General features: G+C 42.8%; 16 protein-coding genes and 1 tRNA gene. 11 read left to right on the top strand and 6 right to left on the bottom strand.

The genetic code is table 11. The annotated features are described in order from the left end of the window. Nucleotides 1-193 precede the first annotated feature (193 nt). The 8 genes from kdsA (at nt 194) to ACT3S4_RS02120 (ending at nt 8,403) form a co-directional block, all read left to right on the top strand. Nucleotides 194-1,069 (top strand): 3-deoxy-8-phosphooctulonate synthase, encoded by an 876-nt coding sequence (kdsA, locus tag ACT3S4_RS02155; RefSeq protein WP_444760333.1) that lies wholly within the window; start codon nt 194-196, stop codon nt 1,067-1,069. Nucleotides 1,070-1,099: 30 nt separating this feature from the next. After that, on the top strand, nt 1,100-1,354 hold the full coding sequence (locus tag ACT3S4_RS02150) for a heavy-metal-associated domain-containing protein (RefSeq protein WP_198329356.1): 255 nt from the start codon (nt 1,100-1,102) through the stop codon (nt 1,352-1,354). Nucleotides 1,355-1,586: 232 nt separating this feature from the next. Beyond that, complete coding sequence (locus tag ACT3S4_RS02145; protein WP_011280902.1) at nt 1,587-1,811, top strand: heavy-metal-associated domain-containing protein; 225 nt, start codon at nt 1,587-1,589, stop codon at nt 1,809-1,811. A gap of 219 nt (nt 1,812-2,030) precedes the next feature. Continuing rightward, complete coding sequence (locus tag ACT3S4_RS02140; protein ID WP_444760332.1) at nt 2,031-4,391, top strand: heavy metal translocating P-type ATPase; 2,361 nt, start codon at nt 2,031-2,033, stop codon at nt 4,389-4,391. Nucleotides 4,392-4,711: 320 nt separating this feature from the next. Next, on the top strand, nt 4,712-6,028 hold the full coding sequence (eno, locus tag ACT3S4_RS02135) for a phosphopyruvate hydratase (RefSeq protein WP_444760331.1): 1,317 nt from the start codon (nt 4,712-4,714) through the stop codon (nt 6,026-6,028). Nucleotides 6,029-6,146: 118 nt separating this feature from the next. Continuing rightward, entirely contained in the window at nt 6,147-6,455 is a 309-nt protein-coding gene (locus tag ACT3S4_RS02130; protein WP_055125147.1) for an FtsB family cell division protein, read from the top strand. Nucleotides 6,456-6,605: 150 nt separating this feature from the next. Further along, nucleotides 6,606-7,373: a 2-C-methyl-D-erythritol 4-phosphate cytidylyltransferase gene (ispD, locus tag ACT3S4_RS02125; RefSeq protein WP_444760330.1), complete on the top strand. Its 768-nt coding sequence runs from the start codon at nt 6,606-6,608 to the stop codon at nt 7,371-7,373. Nucleotides 7,374-7,779: 406 nt separating this feature from the next. Further along, on the top strand, nt 7,780-8,403 hold the full coding sequence (locus tag ACT3S4_RS02120; protein ID WP_045444510.1) for a BLUF domain-containing protein: 624 nt from the start codon (nt 7,780-7,782) through the stop codon (nt 8,401-8,403). Nucleotides 8,404-8,785: 382 nt separating this feature from the next. Here ACT3S4_RS02120 and ACT3S4_RS02115 read toward each other — a convergent pair. The 4 genes from ACT3S4_RS02115 to pyrC form a co-directional block, all read right to left on the bottom strand. Continuing rightward, a tRNA-Glu gene (locus tag ACT3S4_RS02115) sits at nt 8,786-8,861 on the bottom strand. A gap of 53 nt (nt 8,862-8,914) precedes the next feature. Next, nucleotides 8,915-9,112 carry a hypothetical protein gene (locus ACT3S4_RS02110; RefSeq protein WP_140412980.1) on the bottom strand — a complete coding sequence of 66 codons (198 nt, stop codon included), beginning with the start codon at nt 9,110-9,112 and terminating at the stop codon, nt 8,915-8,917. A 298-nt stretch (nt 9,113-9,410) separates the two neighbouring features. Then, a complete protein-coding gene (gene rnt / locus ACT3S4_RS02105) occupies nt 9,411-10,070 on the bottom strand; it encodes a ribonuclease T (RefSeq protein WP_201600334.1) in 660 nt (219 codons plus the stop codon). Between the two features lie 291 nt (nt 10,071-10,361). Then, entirely contained in the window at nt 10,362-11,432 is a 1,071-nt protein-coding gene (gene pyrC, locus ACT3S4_RS02100) for a dihydroorotase (RefSeq protein WP_444760329.1), read from the bottom strand. A gap of 327 nt (nt 11,433-11,759) precedes the next feature. Here pyrC and ACT3S4_RS02095 point away from each other — a divergent pair, with 327 nt between their 5' ends. After that, nucleotides 11,760-12,998, top strand: a complete 1,239-nt coding sequence (locus ACT3S4_RS02095) for an argininosuccinate synthase (RefSeq protein WP_055125142.1) — start codon at nt 11,760-11,762, stop codon at nt 12,996-12,998. Between the two features lie 155 nt (nt 12,999-13,153). Here ACT3S4_RS02095 and ACT3S4_RS02090 read toward each other — a convergent pair whose 3' ends face one another. Then, on the bottom strand, nt 13,154-14,452 hold the full coding sequence (locus ACT3S4_RS02090) for a hypothetical protein (RefSeq protein ID WP_444760328.1): 1,299 nt from the start codon (nt 14,450-14,452) through the stop codon (nt 13,154-13,156). Nucleotides 14,453-14,598: 146 nt separating this feature from the next. On the opposite strand from ACT3S4_RS02090, the gene ACT3S4_RS02085 reads away from it, so the two are divergent. Both ACT3S4_RS02085 and ACT3S4_RS02080 read left to right on the top strand, forming a co-directional pair. Then, nucleotides 14,599-15,138 (top strand): L,D-transpeptidase family protein, encoded by a 540-nt coding sequence (locus ACT3S4_RS02085; protein ID WP_444760327.1) that lies wholly within the window; start codon nt 14,599-14,601, stop codon nt 15,136-15,138. 214 nt (nt 15,139-15,352) lie between these two features. Continuing rightward, nucleotides 15,353-15,967: a nitroreductase family protein gene (locus tag ACT3S4_RS02080; RefSeq protein WP_444760326.1), complete on the top strand. Its 615-nt coding sequence runs from the start codon at nt 15,353-15,355 to the stop codon at nt 15,965-15,967. 330 nt (nt 15,968-16,297) lie between these two features. Here ACT3S4_RS02080 and ACT3S4_RS02075 read toward each other — a convergent pair whose 3' ends face one another. Beyond that, complete coding sequence (locus ACT3S4_RS02075; protein ID WP_444760325.1) at nt 16,298-17,989, bottom strand: CYTH and CHAD domain-containing protein; 1,692 nt, start codon at nt 17,987-17,989, stop codon at nt 16,298-16,300. Nucleotides 17,990-18,119 lie beyond the last annotated feature (130 nt).

Below are 18,119 nucleotides of genomic sequence, written 5' to 3'. Positions count from 1 at the left end.
TGATCTTCGGATTGGTCTTTTTTTTGCGTTTCATTTTATGACTGTGGTTATGAATGAGATTATTTTTAAGTAATACACATGACAATTTTTCTAATGGTTGGTCAGCAATTACGCTTAACCCCTTTTTTTACTGAGTCTATCGGTTACAATATGGGAGAGAAATATTAATAACAATAAAGAGGGTAACGACTTCATGGAACATTTATCAACAGCGCAATCACATATCAAACTTACTACGCCAAATGGCAACACTCTTAATATCGGTAACGACCAACCATTTGTATTATTTGGTGGTATGAATGTTTTAGAATCAAAGGAATTGGCCTTCGAGATTGCAGAGCAATATATCGAAATATGTCAGCGTTTGGGCATTGGCTATGTCTTCAAAGCCAGTTTTGATAAAGCCAACCGTTCAAGCCTGCACTCATATCGAGGTCCTGGATTAGAGCAGGGTATTGATTGGCTGGGGCAAATCAAAGAAAAATTCCAAGTTCCTATTATCACGGATGTACATGAGCCGTATCAAGCGGCACCCGTCGCTGAAGTCGCAGATATCATCCAATTACCAGCATTCTTATCGCGTCAGACAGATTTAGTACATGCGATGGCGAAGACGGATGCGATTATTAACATCAAAAAAGCGCAGTTTTTAGCGCCGCATGAGATGCGTCATATCATTAACAAATGCCTTGAAGGTGGTAACGATAAGTTGATCCTTTGTGAGCGCGGCAGTGCCTTTGGTTACAATAATTTGGTCGTTGATATGCTTGGTTTTGATACCATGAAGCAGATGAATATCCCTGTGTTTTTTGATGTGACGCATAGCTTACAGCAGCCAGGCGGCCGTAGCGATAGTGCGGGTGGACGCCGTGAACAAATTACAACCTTGGCACGAGCAGGGATGGCGACAGGACTGGCAGGGTTGTTTCTAGAAGCGCATCCAAGCCCAGAGACTGCAAAATGCGATGGTCCGTGTGCGCTACGTATGAGCCAGTTAGAGCCGTTTTTGCGTCAGTTGAAGCAAATTGATGACTTGGTCAAAGGCTTTGAGGTGTTAGATACCCATTAATGTATTTACAGACAATAAGAGGCTGAGATTATGGCGATGCAAACAGCAACAGTCAGTATCGAAAATATCGATGATGATGAAGGATTAAAGAGTGTGATGACAGCGCTGAAAAATATCACAGGGGTGACGGCCATCGAGCTTGATCCTGATAATCATGTTGCCACCATACGTTATGAAGATACAGACACCAGTATCCATGCGTTTACGGCGGCAATTAGTACTGTCGATTATGTGACCCAGCCGTTTCCTCTTGATGCACCGCAAAACCCACGTCATGATGATTAGACGTTATTCTAAAATAAGCGCTATTGTCTGTCACTTAGGCATAAATTCACGGTTCTATTAATAAAGTGATAATCAAAGAGCCTTGTTGTTAACCGTGATAGGGTTTAAGCTGGTTAAGTGCTATTTTTATAACGTCTTAAAAGATAGCCGTCTTAAAAAGACAATTATAAAAGCAGTTCTTTAATAAAAGTATTTACCTATAAAACCCAGTTACAAAAATAAGGAGCCTCTCATGGCAAACCAAACACGTATTATTAAAATTGATGGCATGACTTGTGGTGGCTGTGTGGCCAGTGTGCATAACGCCACTGCCGATATCGATGGCTTAGACGATATCAGTATTGAGCTGGCAGATAATCAAGCGACGGTTACTTTTGATGATAGCAAAACCAGTGTAGAGACAATTGCTGCTGCTATCGACGATGCTGGCTTTGATGCCACTGTTGCCAATGCTTAACCTGTTTCATTTGTATTAAAAAACCGGCTATAAAGGCTGGTTTTTTAATGGTTAAAAATTATTGATAGTAGCGTACTCATTATTCAGTTCGACCATACCAATATCAAATTTAAAAGTGTGCTATTTGTTTGACTTAGATATTCCATCCACTGAGTTGCTGTCCTAGCTCAGACGACTTTATAACGCCATAACGCATAAACGCCATACCGAGTTTTATTTATGAATGATACTACCCAAACCGACAATCATGACGCCTACGATGTAAAAACTGATATTCAATCCAATACGCCGCTCGCGCCGCAGCGTGCACATTTGCAGCTGGCCATTGATGGGATGACGTGTCAAGCCTGCGCCTCGCGAATTGAGAAGGTGCTCAACAAAAAGCCGTCGGTATACGAGGTGAGTGTAAACTTCGCTGGCGAGACTGCGAATGTTGATTATGACCCAACGCAGACCACGCCTGAACAAGTGACAGAATGGGTAAATAAAACAGGCTTCGTTGCCAATTTGCAGGCGGCCGATAGTTTGTTCGCAAAAACAGACGAAGATACCGCGACTCAGTACCCATGGCGTTTGATTGGGTTATGGATTTGTTTGGTGCCATTTTTAGTTGGTATGGCAGGTATGCTCGTTGGGCAGGGTATGGCGTGGATGCCGCCGATTTGGATTCAATTTATATTAGCGACCATTGTACAGTTTGGATTTGCCTTGCCATTTTACAAAAGCGCTTGGGCGTCTATCAAAGGTGGTCTTGCCAATATGGACGTGCTAGTCGTCATTGGTACCGTGACTATTTGGGCGTATTCAACATATCTGTGGCTGACCCATGGCGATGGCACTTTAAACAGTTTGCTGCAAAGTGGTCATGCTGGTGGTCACGGTGCGGATGGCAGTCCTGCGGTGTATTTTGAAGCAGGCGTCATGGTCATTGCTTTTGTACGTACGGGTAAGTATCTAGAAGAGCGCACCAAAAAACACAGCCTCAATAGTATCGATTTATTATTGTCCTTAACGCCCGATGAAGTCGAACAGCAGCAGCCTAATGGTGATTTTCATAATGTTGCTCTTAAAGACGTGCAAGTTGGTGATATTTTGCGTGCCAAGCAAGGCAGCCGAGTTGCAACCGATGGGGTGGTTATCGATGGTGCTGGCTGGTGTGTCGAGAGTCATTTAACGGGTGAGTCGGTACCGCTTAAAAAAGAAGTGAGAGATAAATTATTGGCAGGGGCGTTGGTTGAAAATGGCAGCTTATTATACCGCGTCAGTGCTAAAGGTAGTGATACAAAGCTTGGTGATATGGTACAGGCGCTCAGCGATGCCCAAGGCTCAAAAGCCAATTTAGCCCGTCTTGCCGATAGAGTGACGGCAGTATTCGTACCAGTCGTCGTTGCCATTGCGCTTATCACCTTTGGGGTGACGTGGTGGCTGACTGGGATGATGGATACTGCCTTGATGCATGCCGTCTCGGTGTTGGTCATTGCATGTCCTTGTGCTTTAGGTTTGGCAACGCCAGCCGCTATCATGGCTGGTATGGGCGTTGCTGCTCGTCATGGTGTCTGGTTCAAAGACGCACAAAGCCTTGAAGCGGCAGGCAATATCGATACGGTGGTGCTCGATAAAACGGGCACATTAACCATCGGTAAGCCGACTATCGTGGACCATGTGATGGTGGATAAATCGATCGCAGTCGATGATGTGTTACAAATTGCCGCAAGCGTTGAAGCACATGCCAGTCATCCACTAGCAACAGCATTGGTTAACGCGGCTATTGAGCGAAATTTGCCGTTGATGAATGTGACTGATATTAGTGTCATTAAAGGCGCTGGTATACAAGCCAATATTGAAGGTTTGGGTGTGGTAAAAGTTGGTACTGCAGAGTTTGCTAATTTAACACTGCCTAAGCTGATGCCAAAGGTATGGCAAATTGCCAGTACCGTTGCCGTTAGTATTAATGATGAAGCTTTGGGTGCTTTTGCTCTAGCTGACGACTTAAAAGTAGATACTCCGAAGGCTATTACTGCGCTGCAAGACGCAGGTATCAATGTCATTTTGATGAGTGGTGATAAGCAGTCTGTGGTCGATCATGTGGCAGGGCAGCTGGGCATTGAGCAAGCTTATGGTAAAATGAGCCCACGCGATAAGGCCAGTCAAATTGCCTTGTTGCAAACGGCTGGTCATAAAGTTGCAATGGCAGGCGATGGTGTCAACGATGCGCCAGCGATGGCAACTGCCGATGCAAGCTTTGCCATGTTTGAAGGCACAGACGTCGCCCAGCATAGTGCGTCAGCCCGCTTGATGGGTGAGTCGCTGATGCATATTGATGCCGCGCAAAAAATAGCTAATGCAACAGTGCGCAACATCAAGCAAAATCTGTTTTTTGCTTTTATTTATAATTGCCTTGGTATTCCGCTGGCCGCTTTTGGTTTCTTAAACCCTATGATTGCCGCCGCTGCGATGGCGCTTAGCTCTATTTCAGTATTAATGAATGCCTTACGATTGACCCAATTTAAAACAAAGGTTGAGCTGGATAACACAGTATCTGGCTCCCACGCTAAAACAGAACGTCTAACAAAAGCATAAGAGTCATATGGCTCTTAATATTATAGGTGCTGAGACAAATCCATAATTGGTAATTTGTTTATCTAAGTGTGATTTTATCAGCGCCAGTCGGTGCAAGATAAGGGAAGTTTGGCAAAATTTATGCTATGATGCCAAGCACTATAGCTAACGGTTAAAGTATTAAAACTACCTTTAATCCTGCTCAAAACTTGCTGACTATATAGATAAGCAAAGCTGGTTTGAGCATAGCACTATACGATATTTTGCTTTATCTTTTTTGTATTCTAGTTGCCGTTATTTATCCCACAAACTTGGCATGACCAAAGGAATTAACAGACATTATGTACGCTGAAGAAACCACCAACGTCACCGCAATTAAAGACATTCGCGCCCGTGAGATTTTAGACTCGCGTGGTAACCCAACCATCGAAGCTGATGTAATCTTAGCTGATGGCACTATCGGCCGTGCTGCTGCCCCAAGTGGTGCATCAACTGGTTCACGCGAAGCGCTTGAGCTACGTGATGGTGACCAAAGTCGCTATATGGGTAAAGGTGTTAAGAAAGCCGTTGCTAACGTCAATAGCCAAATTCGCAGCGCGTTGATGGATAAAGACGTCACCGAACAGCAAGGCATTGATGATGCAATGATTGCGCTAGATGGCACAGAAAACAAAGACAGCCTTGGTGCTAATGCCATGCTAGCGGTGTCTCTTGCCACTGCAAAAGCCGCTGCCAAGTCACAAAATCTGCCATTACATCAATATATTGCAAACTTGCGCAATCAGACGTCGCTGACGATGCCTGTACCGATGATGAATATCTTAAACGGTGGTGAGCATGCGGATAACACGGTTGATATCCAAGAGTTCATGATTGAGCCTGTTGGTTTCACCAGCTTCTCAGAAGCATTGCGTGCTGGTACAGAAATTTTCCACAGCTTGAAATCTGTGTTGAAATCACAAGGTTTAAATACTGCGGTTGGTGATGAAGGCGGTTTTGCGCCAAACCTGCGTAGCAATGAAGAAGCCATCACCGTTATCATGCAAGCGATTGAGCAAGTCGGCTATAAAGCGGGCGAAGATATTCATTTGGCGCTAGACTGTGCGGCTAGCGAATTTTACAAAGATGGTCAATATATCTTGGCAGGCGAGGGCAACAAAGCCTTTGATAGCCAAGGATTTTCAGATTATCTAGTCGGCTTGGCGCGTCAATATCCTATTATCTCTATCGAAGACGGGCTTGACGAGTCTGATTGGGATGGTTGGAAATATTTGACTGAGCAGATTGGTGATAAAGTTCAGTTGGTTGGTGATGATTTATTTGTGACCAACCCTGCTATCTTGCAAGAGGGTGTTGATAAGCATATTGCCAATGCAATTTTGATTAAGTTTAACCAAATCGGTACCTTGTCAGAAACGCTAGATGCGATCTATCTAGCGAAGAAAAATGGCTATGCAACCATTATCTCACATCGTTCAGGTGAAACTGAAGACAGCACCATTGCAGATTTAGCCGTTGGTACGGCTGCTGGTCAGATTAAAACTGGCTCTCTATGCCGCTCAGACCGTGTGGCAAAATACAATCAGCTGCTACGTATCGAGCAACAAGTACGTGCAAGCTACCGTGGTCGTGAAGAGTTCATCGGTCTACGTGGTTAACAAGCCAGATTTCTTGCTACAGCTAGGCGATATCTCATCATTAATATGGTGATATATCGCTTAGCAAGCTGGTTTTTTATTTTATTATTGTCTCTATGTTGTTCGGCGTTATTATCTTATGAAATACTTTAGCCAATTTATGCTACTTGCTCTAGCCGTTGCCGTCCTTTTGGGATTGCAATATCAGTATTGGCTGGGCGAAAATGGTCGCTTTGAGCATAATAAATTGCTGACTCAAATCGAAGAACAACAACGCTTAAACGAAAACCAAGTGGCAGCAAATAACTTATTGCGTACTGATGTGCATGACTTAAAAACTGGTCTTGAGGCAGTGGAAGAGCACGCTCGTTTAGACTTGGGTTTGATTAAGCCGAACGAGACCTTTGTACAAGTATCTACGGCGCCCACGACGCATAGCCGTTATTAATTGCTCTTAACTGTCTAAAATTATGATCTTCTATTGTCTATAATAGAAATCTTATTCACCTGAAATTCGTTACTTCTCTTATTCCTCGTCTATCCCTAGCAATACTATCATGGGCTCTAACCATGAATACTACTTTATGAATATTGCCTTATGAATATCACACCTAATGTACATGCCATGATCGTTGCTGCGGGTCGCGGTAGTCGTTTTGGTGCCTCTATTGCCAAGCAATATACGATGTTGCAAGGGCAGACCTTGCTACAGCATAGTGTGGCACGGCTTGCTAGTAGTGCTTATATTGATACATGTTTATTAGTCGTCGCAGCAGATGACAGTACAGCACAAACATTGAATTTTGCGCTACCCATACATTATGCCATGGGCGGCGCTGAGCGCTGGCAGTCTGTACAGGCAGGGGTAAAGGCGATTATTGAGGCGGGAGCTGACGATTCAGATTTGGTTATTATTCATGATGCGGCGCGTCCTGCGGTTCCCAGTCATGATATTGAACAAGTCATCGAAGCGGCGATGCTAGAGCCCTATGGTGCTATCTTAGCGACACCGGTGGCTGATACTTTAAAGGAATCCTATCCGCAGTCTACCGCTCAATCTGAGCTTGTAGGTGAGACGCCTGTAGTTAACCTGACAGTGAGTAGCAGCCCACATTCTTACGCTAAACGTACTATCGATCGCCGTCATATGTGGCAAGCACAAACGCCGCAAGTGTTTCGCTTAGGTCAGCTGCAAAAAGTATTAACTTATGTCGCTGAACACGAGCTCACCATTACTGATGAAGCCAGTGCATTTGAATATTTAGACCTACCCATTCGCCTCGTGACTGGCAGTCGCCAGAATATCAAGCTCACCTATCCTGATGATGCTATCTTGCTCGCAGCGATTATTACCGCTCAGTTCTGAGTAGACAAAAAATAATTAAACACTCGCAATAGTCATCAGTCTGTATCAATCTCATTAATGAGCCGGTAGTCTTATCGCTCATTGGTGACGGCTTTTATCATTACTTTCCCCTCCCATATTACCTATTTATCCTATTGCTTCCCAAAAACTACAGTGTAAACTCTCAATATAAATAATTGCGAATTATTGTTTGGTTTTCTCAATTAATGATATAAGATAAACATATATTGCTTTGATGACTAAACTAGCCTATGATGTAACCAACTTAATACAATTAATATAAACATTTATAAAATCAATAATATACCAAGCCTATTTGATATTTTCAAAGATCTTGTTTCTATGTTTTTTCTAAATTTAGTATGGTTGTCTTAGCTACATTTACCTAAAAATAGGGAGAAGCTGATTGTCAACAATCAACGATTCGACAAATCCAGTGACGACAGATCTCTGCCAGCTTATATATATAAGCCAAATTACTTCGACTGGTCTTTCAAGTCCCAGCACGCTTAACGACATCTCAGAGGTCGCGATTGAGCGTAACCAAGCCGATAATGTTACGGGTATTCTTTGCTATGGCAATGGCTACTTTTTTCAATGTGCAGAAGGGTCAGAACAAGATTTAACCAATCTAAAGAATCGCTTATTATTAGACGATCGACATAAAGAATTAAAAATCTTAGATTTTTCAGAAATTACCGAACGCCGTTTTTCGAACTGGTCTCTACGCTCCATTACACTTGAACGTTGGATGACCAAAGAGCCTGAGCTGAAAAAACTCATGCCATTTAAACCCTATGATTGGGGCTCTAACGCATGGCGCGAATTTTTAGATATCTTACAAGGGTATTATGAGGAACAAGCAAGAACTGGCAATATTGACACGCCACCTATCAAGTACAGCACGTTAGGGGTGACGTTAAGTAAGGTTGTTGGTCAGCATCAAGCATTCTTCTTGATTCAAACAGTACTCGGTATCATGATTGTGATGACATTGTTGTGGCTAATGCTATCAGATAAGATTTGGTAGTTTTTGTAAAAATAGACTGTTTGACTTAAAAATCCAGTATTCAATGCTGGATTTTTTTGCTTAAATTTATGATAAAAAATTCAATAAATAAACAAAACATCAAGTTAGGTATAGAAACCATAGATAGCGACACTTAGTAAATATACCTTAATATCTTGAGCGAACTTAATACCGAATCTTATCTATAAAATTAATTATGCTTCATTTATCAAGTAAATCGGCGATGACGAACTGAGTGCTAAGATATCAAGAACCTCATGATATAAAAAACAGGCATACAAAAGCCCAATCACAAGAGTATGTGATTGGGCTTTTTGGTGGTACGCTTATTAGTCTTATCAGATGCTTTGCAGCAAACTTGCTAATAAGTGACGCCAAATAGTGGCGTCCCCAGGGGGATTCGAACCCCCGTTACCGCCGTGAAAGGGCGGTGTCCTAGGCCTCTAGACGATGGGGACTAGTAACACAACACCTCAGCTGCTTTCACCTTTATGCTGAAGTGGTGCGTATTCTAATAGCGTCTGCGCTTGCTGTCAAGCCTTTTTCTTCTTCTTTTTAAAATTAAGTATCTTTTTTTGATCGCACGGCGAGGATGTAAGTCATTACGCTTTAAATGATAGCGAATCCATAGAGAAGTACAAGCACTAATAGTCAATGCGAGCAGCATATAACCGAGGATGGTTCCCCATAACTTAAGCTGTGGATCCATAAGAGAGTCCCTCCTATTACGCCTCGATAGCATGAATCGTACTGGCTATCGAGACAATGTGGGCAACTTAAACCATCTATAGGATATAACGAGACGTTCTAATGTGAGTAATTACAGCAACTTGTCTGGTTTTTGAATTGTTTTACACAATATGATATTCAACGGTTAGACAAGTTGCTGATTTATTGTGATATCAATCATATCCCTATTGATTGTAAAACCAAGATGTCAAAGTCATCAAGTATTACAAATAGCACTATTATGGGTAGTTGGCAATATAGGATATGTGATAAATGGATTATTTGTGACTACTCTCAGTCGAATCCTCTTTATTTTCTTCAGTATGCATCGCATTAGCCAGCATAGGATAATGGTTTAGGATATGACAAAACAGCTCAGCAGTCTTTTGTGTATCGTATAGGGCAGAATGTGCGTCATTACCATCGAAATCAAGCCCTGCTGCCTTACAAGCACGTGCTAGTACTGTCTGACCAAATGCCAGCGCAGATAAGGTCACTGTGTCAAAAACTGAAAAGTTATGAAACGGGTTGTGACTTTTGTTATTGGTACGCAGCACTGCCGCATTCAAAAACGCTAAGTCAAAATGGGCGTTGTGCCCAATTAAGACGCACTGGCGGCAGTCCTCAGTACGGCGTACTTCTTTTAACCCCTTAAAGATACGGCGTAGTGCTGTTTTTTCATCTTCGGCAATGGCTTTACGCATTGGATTGTTGGGATCAATGCCAGTGAAGGCAAGGGCACTTGGCTCAAGATTCGCGCCTTCAAAGGGTTCGATATGAGCATTGAATGCTTCCCCAGGATAAAACACACCTTGCTCATTCAGTAGTACAGGAATGCAGGCAATCTCTAGCAAAGCATCTGTTTGCGCATTAAAGCCGGCAGTTTCCACATCAACGACGACAGGCAGAAACTTACGAAATCGGTCTTTTAGACGCATGGGTGCTAGCTCGTCTGCTGCGGTATCTTCTGTGTGACTATGTGACGCGATCTTAAGGCTATTTTCTACAGGGTTTGATGGGTTTTCGTCAGGTAAGGCGGCATCGTTTGGAGTGGTCATATCTGGTTAAATCGCTTTTATCAGTCGTACTGTTATATTGAATTGAGACATTAAATGAAAAATAAATAACCTATGATACAAATCACACTACTGGTTAGTAGATGTCATTCTTATCATAGGGTTAAACTTCTCAAGTTAAAATAGAATACAGATGGTTTTGCTTAGTGCGTTTTATGCTTTGATAGACCAAGGCAGTGTCTCGCCTGCCATAAGCGGGGTCAATGATGAGCCATCATAGTAGGGATAGGCTGCTGGCACTTGCATAGGCGTATTGACAAGCATAATCGTGCTTTCATTGACTGGCAGTCCATAGAACTGAGCACCAAAACGACTGGCAAAGCCTTCTAACTTGTCTATTTTTCCCACGCTATCGAAAGCGGTGGCATACAATGGCAAGGCAGTTGCAGCGCTATAGCAGCCAGCACAGCCACAAGCGGCTTCTTTTTTATCCGTCGCATGTGGAGCTGAATCAGTGCCTAAGAAAAACTTAGGGTTGCCACTGGTTGCCACATCTAGTAATACTCTTTGATGGCTTTCACGCTTCAAAATAGGCAAGCAATAAAAATGTGGCTTGATACCGCCAACCAATAGATGATTGCGGTTAAACATTAAATGCTGCGGAGTGATAGTGGCGGCAATATGATTGCCTTGTGCTAAGACAAAGTCTGCCGCATCACTGGTAGTAATATGCTCGACGATAATCTTTAATGTAGGGAATTTGACAATGATTTGCGCCAACACTTCGTCTAAAAAGCGCTTTTCACGGTCAAAGATATCCACATGATCTTGCGTCACTTCGCCATGTATCAATAGTGGTAGGTTGTACTTTTCTAATGCTTCAAAAACATCGACACAGGCGTTAATATTGGTGACACCATCAGCCGAATTGGTAGTCGCGCCAGCAGGATAAAGCTTGACCGCTTGGACGATACCTGATTGTGCTGCCATCTCGATATCTTGGGCAGTGGTTTTGTCAGTGAGATATAAAGTCATACGTGGATCGAATGCAGTTTTGCGCTCAGCACTCAGCTCACTGGCTACTAAGTGCGCCATGATACGGTCGCGATAGGCGCGCGCATCGTCAGTGTTCTTAACAGGAGGCACTAAGTTTGGCATACATATGACACGGTTAAAGCTGTTTGCTGCGTGCGATACAGTAGTGCTCAATGCTTTGCCATCACGCAAATGGATATGCCAATCGTCTGGCTGAAGGATGGTCAATTCTCTAATCGAATCAGTCATAATGTCGTCGCGCTCTATATCGTCATATACGGAAATAAAAGGAAGGGATACTGTACCGCTATCATAACAGATTTGCCTACTTGACTAAATATGCGGCTAAATATCTGTACATAATACATGGGTTGTTTTTTAATTTGCGGCAATCAACTGTCACCTATATGTGAATAATTGAAATTTATTGACCCAAAATTTAAATCAAAAGCTTATGCCATGGGGCAGTTGCACTTTTGCCTATAGTAAATATGATGTACACTGAGCAAGTAATTTATCTTTTGATTGAATATTAGCGCTTTTCCTAACACTAAATGCTCACAATAGGAGTTCTTCATGGCTCAACTTGATCCAAAAAATATTAATAAAATCGTCTTGGCCTATTCAGGTGGTCTTGATACCTCCATCATCGCTAAATGGCTGCAAGAGACTTATGATGCAGAAGTGATTACCTTTACTGCTGATATCGGTCAAGGCGAAGAAGTTGAGCCAGCCCGCGCCAAAGCTGAAGCCATGGGCATCAAACATATCCATATTGAAGACTTACGTGAAGAATTTGCCCGTGATTATGTATTCCCGATGTTCCGTGCCAATGCCATCTATGAAGGCGAGTATCTGCTAGGGACTTCTATCGCCCGTCCGTTAATCGCCAAGCGCTTGGTTGAGATTGCTAAAGAACACAATGCCGATGCGATCAGTCATGGCGCGACTGGTAAAGGGAATGACCAAGTCCGTTTTGAGCTTGGCGCCGTTGCTTTATCGCCTGACGTGGTTACCATTGCCCCTTGGCGTGAGTGGGACTTGTCTAGCCGTGAGAGCTTGATGGAATATGCCAAAGAGCATAACATTGCGATTGATTATGCGGGCAATAAGAAAAAATCTCCGTACTCAATGGACGCCAACTTACTACACATCTCTTATGAAGGCGGTATTTTAGAAGACCCTTACGCCGAAGCAGAAGATGATATGTGGCGCTGGTCAGTCAGCCCAGAAGAAGCGCCTGACGAAGCACAATATCTAGAACTAGAATACAAAAAAGGCGACATCGTTGCCATCGATGGTGAAGCACTTAAGCCGTATGAAGTGATGATTAAGCTAAATGAGATTGGCGGTCAGCATGGTATCGGACGCCTAGATATCGTAGAAAACCGTTATGTTGGCATGAAATCACGCGGTTGCTATGAGACGCCAGCGGGTACCATTATGCTAAAAGCGCATCGCGGTATTGAGTCACTTACACTCGATCGTGAAGCGGCGCATTTAAAAGATGAGCTGATGCCACGCTACGCCAAAACGATTTATAACGGTTATTGGTTCAGTCCTGAGCGTATGATGCTACAAGCATTGATTGACAAGTCACAAGAATATGTCAATGGCACAGTACGTGTGAAGTTATACAAAGGTGCTGTGAGCGTTGTTGGTCGTAAGTCAGATGATTCGTTGTTTGACGAAAAAATCGCGACTTTTGAAGATGATGCGGGCGCTTACGATCAAAAAGACGCAGAAGGTTTCATCCGTCTAAATGGTCTACGTTTGGCGATTGAAGCCAGTCGTGGTCGTGATTTATCGAAGTAAGCCGGTCTTAATAGACTGTGCTAGATAAAGCATGAATAAAAAATATGAATAGAAAAGGCGCTATATGAAAAGCGCCTTTTTTTTGTGGATTTTTTGAAGGTTTGTTCGATGATTTTTTGCTAGTCAAAAAGTTCTGTATTCAGAGCTTTTATTTATTATTGAGACGCTTTTGTTTCTTTATCATCAGACTCATCATCGTCCACCATGACAATAGCCACATCCTGCTGTTGACGCTCTTCGATAATATCTTGTTCTATGACCTCTTCTGTCGCCAGTAACACACCGTCAGATTTTTGGCTTTGATACTTGAGCGCTGCAAGCCCGCCAAGTACACTGATAACAGCAATAATAATCAGGATAACCGGATTTTTCCAGAGGGGTATTGATGCCTCGTATTCAATGGGCTTTTCGCTGGTGGTGGTCGGCGTATTGTCGTTATTACCACCAACTAAACCTAAGCTTACCAAAGGCGGTTTGGGTGCGCTGGCAGGTTCGGAGGTAATACGTAGGCGATTACGACTGAGGTAGATATCTGAGATTTTTGCGAGCTGTAATAGCCAGCGTTGGTGTGGCAGAACAATGGCTTGCATTTCTGTAAAGACTAGCATGTCGTTATGGCGACCTTGCTGCAGGTTATCAGGGGAGCGCCCAATGGCTTTTAAATAATTACCAGTTGCCAATTGCATATCTTGCACAGGCTGTTGATTTTCAGGCTTGAATGTTGTCAATTCATGCCAGTAAGGATTGAACGCTGGTGGGGTGTCAGCGAGCTGCTCTGTACTTAATAAGGCACGTTCTGTATTAGGATTGTTTTCGGATTTGGCGGCTGCCTTTGTTTTTACTGTCGAGTCTAAATTGACCTCTGATATTGCGACTAGACTGTTATCTTCATTTACCCCATTGAATTTAACAGAGACAGACGCTGGCTCATTCATGGCAAAGCGAGCAGCTGATAAAAACTGTGGCTGTAAAGCGAACCATTTATCCATCTCGTCGTTATCAAGTTGGCTATAGTCAGCTAAAATAGCCAGTTCACGTAAGACAATCACGCATAGAGACGTGAGGAGTATCTGTACTTGCTGCGTTGTTGCGTCAATCTGCAGAGCAATATAGTCACTCGCTTTAATCACGCGAGCATTATCATAAAATATCGCATCCGCCGCTTCATGGCGATGATATAACGTCGCATTCATCGTCGAAAAATTCATCGAATTATATTGGCGTAGCTCTTTGACAGCGCCGCGACTAAATAGCTTTTTGCTCACAGCTTGTCCGTCGTTATGCTGCTGGTAAGCAAGTAAGGCACTGATAATGGCTTGCAAACTGGCATCCATTGCCAATCGAGCTTGTGGTAATGAAAGCTTGGCGGCATCGGCCAATAAAGATACCATTGGCTTAGTATCTTGATAGAGAAAATCATACATCGACACACGTGTCGGTGAAATAGTCGTCATAATCTGCTAGCATCAAAAAGTGTGCCCCTATATTACGGTGCCAAAAGCCTTGATACAATCCCTTAATAATAGAAAAAATCAATCCACTTACTTATCACGCGGTCAATAATGATATCTATTGGGTAAATGACCGTTGGAAACATTCTATGACAAATAACGAAAGCTATAACGAGAAAAATAACGAAAGTTCTGATGTGCAGTTGGTGGTTAATATTGCTAAGCAAACATTAACGCTCTACCAGCATAATAGAGAATTGGCTCAATATACGGTGTCTACTGCTAAAAATGGCATTGGCAGTCAGCAAGATAGCGGCTGTACACCTCTTGGCAAACACTTTATCGCCAAAAAAATTGGCGCAAATGAACCCATGAATGCCGTGTTTATCGGACGCGTCCCTACGGGCGAGAGATATAGTGCTGAGCTTGGTGAACGACATCCTGAACGCGATTGGATATTAAGCCGTATTCTTTGGCTAAGTGGTGTGGAAGAGGGCTTTAATAAAGGCAGTAACAGTCAAGGTGGCTGTGATACTTATCAGCGTTATATTTACATTCATGGTACGCCAGACAGTGAACCGATGGGCGCGCCACTCTCGCACGGCTGTATACGTATGCGTAATAAGGATATTATTGAATTGTTCGACCAAATTGCAGAGGGCATATTGGTGACGGTTGTCGCTCATTAACCATTTTTAGCCCATTTAGGTACTTTCATTCAGGCTCAGGACATGCCCTAAGTAAAACAGAATAACTTCATAGAGTGATTGATAAATAAATATTTATAGAGTCTAGATATTATTTAGCATATTGCTATAATAGCTTGCTTATGAATGATCGACTTGCCATACTAAACATGGCTCGTTTGACCTATATTTTATGATAATTATAAGGATAATATCGATGTCTAAAGAAAGCCTAGTTACTTTACAACAAGCTTTTGATGAACGCCGGTCAATATATGCTTTGGGCAATGAGCTGCCAGTAGAGCCACAAGCAATTGTCAATATGGCAGAGCGTGTTTTATTACATACCCCTTCTGCTTTTAATTCACAATCTTCGCGTCTGGTCGTACTGTTTGGTGCCGAGCACCAGGAATTGTGGGATATCGCTGAAGAAAAACTGCGTGCAGCCGTCGGCGATGGCGACTTTTCTGGGACTAAGCAAAAACTAGATGGCTTCCGTGCGGCGGCGGGTACGGTGCTGTTTTATGAAGATAAAAACGTGACTGAGTCATTGCAAGAGCAGTTTGCGTTATATGCAGATAGATTTCCAGTTTGGGCGCAGCAAACCTCAGCCATGCATCAGTATGCGATGTGGACAGAGCTACGTACTTTAAATGTTGGTGCCAACCTACAGCACTACAATCCGCTTGTGGATGAAGACGCAGCTAAGGCTTTTGCTATCCCAGATAGTTGGGAATTGGTGGCACAAATGCCATTTGGCAACATTGTTGAGCCTGCTGGCGAGAAAACGTATCAGCCAGTTAGTGAGCGTATGAAAGTGCTAGGTTTATAAAAGCGCTGAGCTGACAAAAGAGCTAGACTTAGAAAACCAATATCAATCTTCGATATTTAATTGGCTGAGTTAAAGCGTTAATTTTTTAATATAGTTTAGTTCACTTATCCAATCGGAAAAAGCCCTTTAAAAAACGCACTTCAAAAAAAGACAGCCCATATAAAGTGCGCTGTCTTTTTTTATTCTAAGCTTAGTTTATTTTAAGCTTGGTTCATGTTGCTATAGTCGATTCAATTTAAAAGTAGTACAAGGCAACCGAGTGTATATGTGATACTTCAAGCGAGGCTAACGCTGTAATGCTTTTATAGTGGAATGACTATAAGAGCATTTTTACCGCAATACAGAGCTGTCTGTCACTTTCGCCAAGCGTTTTTCTGTGCGCTTAAGGTCTCTCACTAGCATGGCTGCAAACCACCCAGCGCCATATAACGCACTGCTATCTGTCTTCGATTTTAATTGATAGCGCTGTTGGTACATTTTATGATTATGATATTTATTCAAAGTCTTTTGCGCTTTTGCTAAGTATTTTAGCCAGCGTTTGCTTTCCTTTTTCGCTTTTTTCTTTTTTGACTTTTTCTTATCTAATAATGGCGTGGCAAACTCACTGATATAAAGTAAGGTGGTTAACTGCTCATGCAGCTCGTGCTCTGCATTATTACCGTCTAGATCAATATTTTCTATATCGTCACTTTTTGACTCTACGTTTTCTAAGTCACTATCGTCTAAGTCAACACTTTGTAAATCATCATCTTTTAAATCATTGCTTTCTATATTAATGTTATTTGAGCCAACGTCTTTTTTACTCTGTAGCTTTTGCACTGCTTCGCCAAGCTTTGCCTGCTGTTTGGATAAGGTTTTTGCCAGTTTATCGATGGCGAGTTGATCAGCCTGCGGTTCAAGGCTTGGGTCGCTCATGGTAAAGGCGATCAGCTCAAGTAAGGCCATCTGAAAATCGTTGGCACTGATGACATCTTTCGGAGTAATCTTCAGCGCATCCATATCTGTTGCCCAATCGACAGTAGGTGCACCTTGTTGTTGCAAATTAGGCTCTATATGTGAGGCAAGATGGGCAAGCTCTCGATATTCATTCAATAACATGGCTGTTTGTTTTAGTATCGGCAGCCAGTCTGGATTGATTTCGTCAGAATAGCTGGCAAATGCTTGTAGGGCAGCTTGTAAGCGGGTAATACCAATGTATAGTTGTAATGCATGGTCGTCCTCTTCGCTGCCAGCGACGATAGCGCTGCTATTGGGCAGTATTTGCAACAGACAGTTATGTACCGCTGCACGCACAAAGGCAGGCATACTGATTTTCTTATCGATATTTAGCTGATCAAGGTCAGCGTGGACAGCTGGACTATGCTGCTGTTCTGTGATGAGTAAACCACCGCGCTCAGCTTTTGTCACCGTAGACAAACAAAGCTTGTAGCGCTTACACCAAGTTTTGGCGGTTGCAAATAAAAAATCGATATCTCCTGATATCAGCTCAAACTCAATCTCTTGAATAGCATCACGCTGAGTATCATCATTACCGTGAATAATTTCTCCATAATCGTACGCCATCTCGACATGGTTATTTGCATCACCATCACTACCACTATCATCCACTAGCAATCGTGTGGTGCGCTCTACATCGGTCACATATAACCGTGTGAGATTTTTAGCCAGTTTTTTTAGCTTAAATTCAGCCAGGGCAGGGGCGACAGAGGTGTTTTTATAAATAGTTAAATCAGGCATGAGCGTATTATTATCGAGCATCGCTTGTACTTGTTCATTATCCAGTACCGCATTATGCTCTAGGCGTGCTGCAATGCCATCGCCGCCCGCTTTGATGGTCTGTACCCAAGCATCGCCTTCTTTACGGATACGCAAGCCAATGCCTGCCTCTGCAAGCTGTTGGTCTGGGGTATCATAATAATGGGCAGCCAGTTGTGTCACCTCAGAAGACTTGACTCGTGCTTGGCGCATCAAACCTTTCAGTCGCGACTCTGGTACCAAAAACTTTAGCTCTATCTCTTGCATGATGGCTCCCGATTATTTTAATAAATTTGAATGACTACCATCGTATGAAAGCTATCGGCGAATAACAAGCAAAATTTTTTCTATAAATAATTTGAGCCAATATTAGAGATATACTTTTAGTAAGTAATCA

Source organism: Psychrobacter sp. AOP30-A2-5 (assembly GCF_052378115.1).
Classification (GTDB): Bacteria; Pseudomonadota; Gammaproteobacteria; order Pseudomonadales; family Moraxellaceae; genus Psychrobacter.
The sequence above is the reverse complement of the archived record's forward strand: the minus strand, read 5'-3'. Positions and strand labels throughout refer to the sequence as shown.

What these genes read in the sequence shown, in the direction of transcription:
- ispD (WP_444760330.1), top strand. Translation starts at nt 6,606, where the DNA reads ATGAATATCACACCTAATGTACATGCCATGATCGTTGCTGCGGGTCGC.
- ACT3S4_RS02085 (WP_444760327.1), top strand. Translation starts at nt 14,599, where the DNA reads ATGACAAATAACGAAAGCTATAACGAGAAAAATAACGAAAGTTCTGAT.
- ACT3S4_RS02140 (WP_444760332.1), top strand. Translation starts at nt 2,031, where the DNA reads ATGAATGATACTACCCAAACCGACAATCATGACGCCTACGATGTAAAA.
- pyrC (WP_444760329.1), bottom strand. Translation starts at nt 11,432, where the DNA reads ATGACTGATTCGATTAGAGAATTGACCATCCTTCAGCCAGACGATTGG.
- ACT3S4_RS02110 (WP_140412980.1), bottom strand. Translation starts at nt 9,112, where the DNA reads ATGGATCCACAGCTTAAGTTATGGGGAACCATCCTCGGTTATATGCTG.
- ACT3S4_RS02090 (WP_444760328.1), bottom strand. Translation starts at nt 14,452, where the DNA reads ATGACGACTATTTCACCGACACGTGTGTCGATGTATGATTTTCTCTAT.
- ACT3S4_RS02130 (WP_055125147.1), top strand. Translation starts at nt 6,147, where the DNA reads ATGAAATACTTTAGCCAATTTATGCTACTTGCTCTAGCCGTTGCCGTC.
- ACT3S4_RS02145 (WP_011280902.1), top strand. Translation starts at nt 1,587, where the DNA reads ATGGCAAACCAAACACGTATTATTAAAATTGATGGCATGACTTGTGGT.
- ACT3S4_RS02075 (WP_444760325.1), bottom strand. Translation starts at nt 17,989, where the DNA reads ATGCAAGAGATAGAGCTAAAGTTTTTGGTACCAGAGTCGCGACTGAAA.
- rnt (WP_201600334.1), bottom strand. Translation starts at nt 10,070, where the DNA reads ATGCGTCTAAAAGACCGATTTCGTAAGTTTCTGCCTGTCGTCGTTGAT.
- kdsA (WP_444760333.1), top strand. Translation starts at nt 194, where the DNA reads ATGGAACATTTATCAACAGCGCAATCACATATCAAACTTACTACGCCA.
- ACT3S4_RS02095 (WP_055125142.1), top strand. Translation starts at nt 11,760, where the DNA reads ATGGCTCAACTTGATCCAAAAAATATTAATAAAATCGTCTTGGCCTAT.
- ACT3S4_RS02080 (WP_444760326.1), top strand. Translation starts at nt 15,353, where the DNA reads ATGTCTAAAGAAAGCCTAGTTACTTTACAACAAGCTTTTGATGAACGC.
- ACT3S4_RS02150 (WP_198329356.1), top strand. Translation starts at nt 1,100, where the DNA reads ATGGCGATGCAAACAGCAACAGTCAGTATCGAAAATATCGATGATGAT.
- eno (WP_444760331.1), top strand. Translation starts at nt 4,712, where the DNA reads ATGTACGCTGAAGAAACCACCAACGTCACCGCAATTAAAGACATTCGC.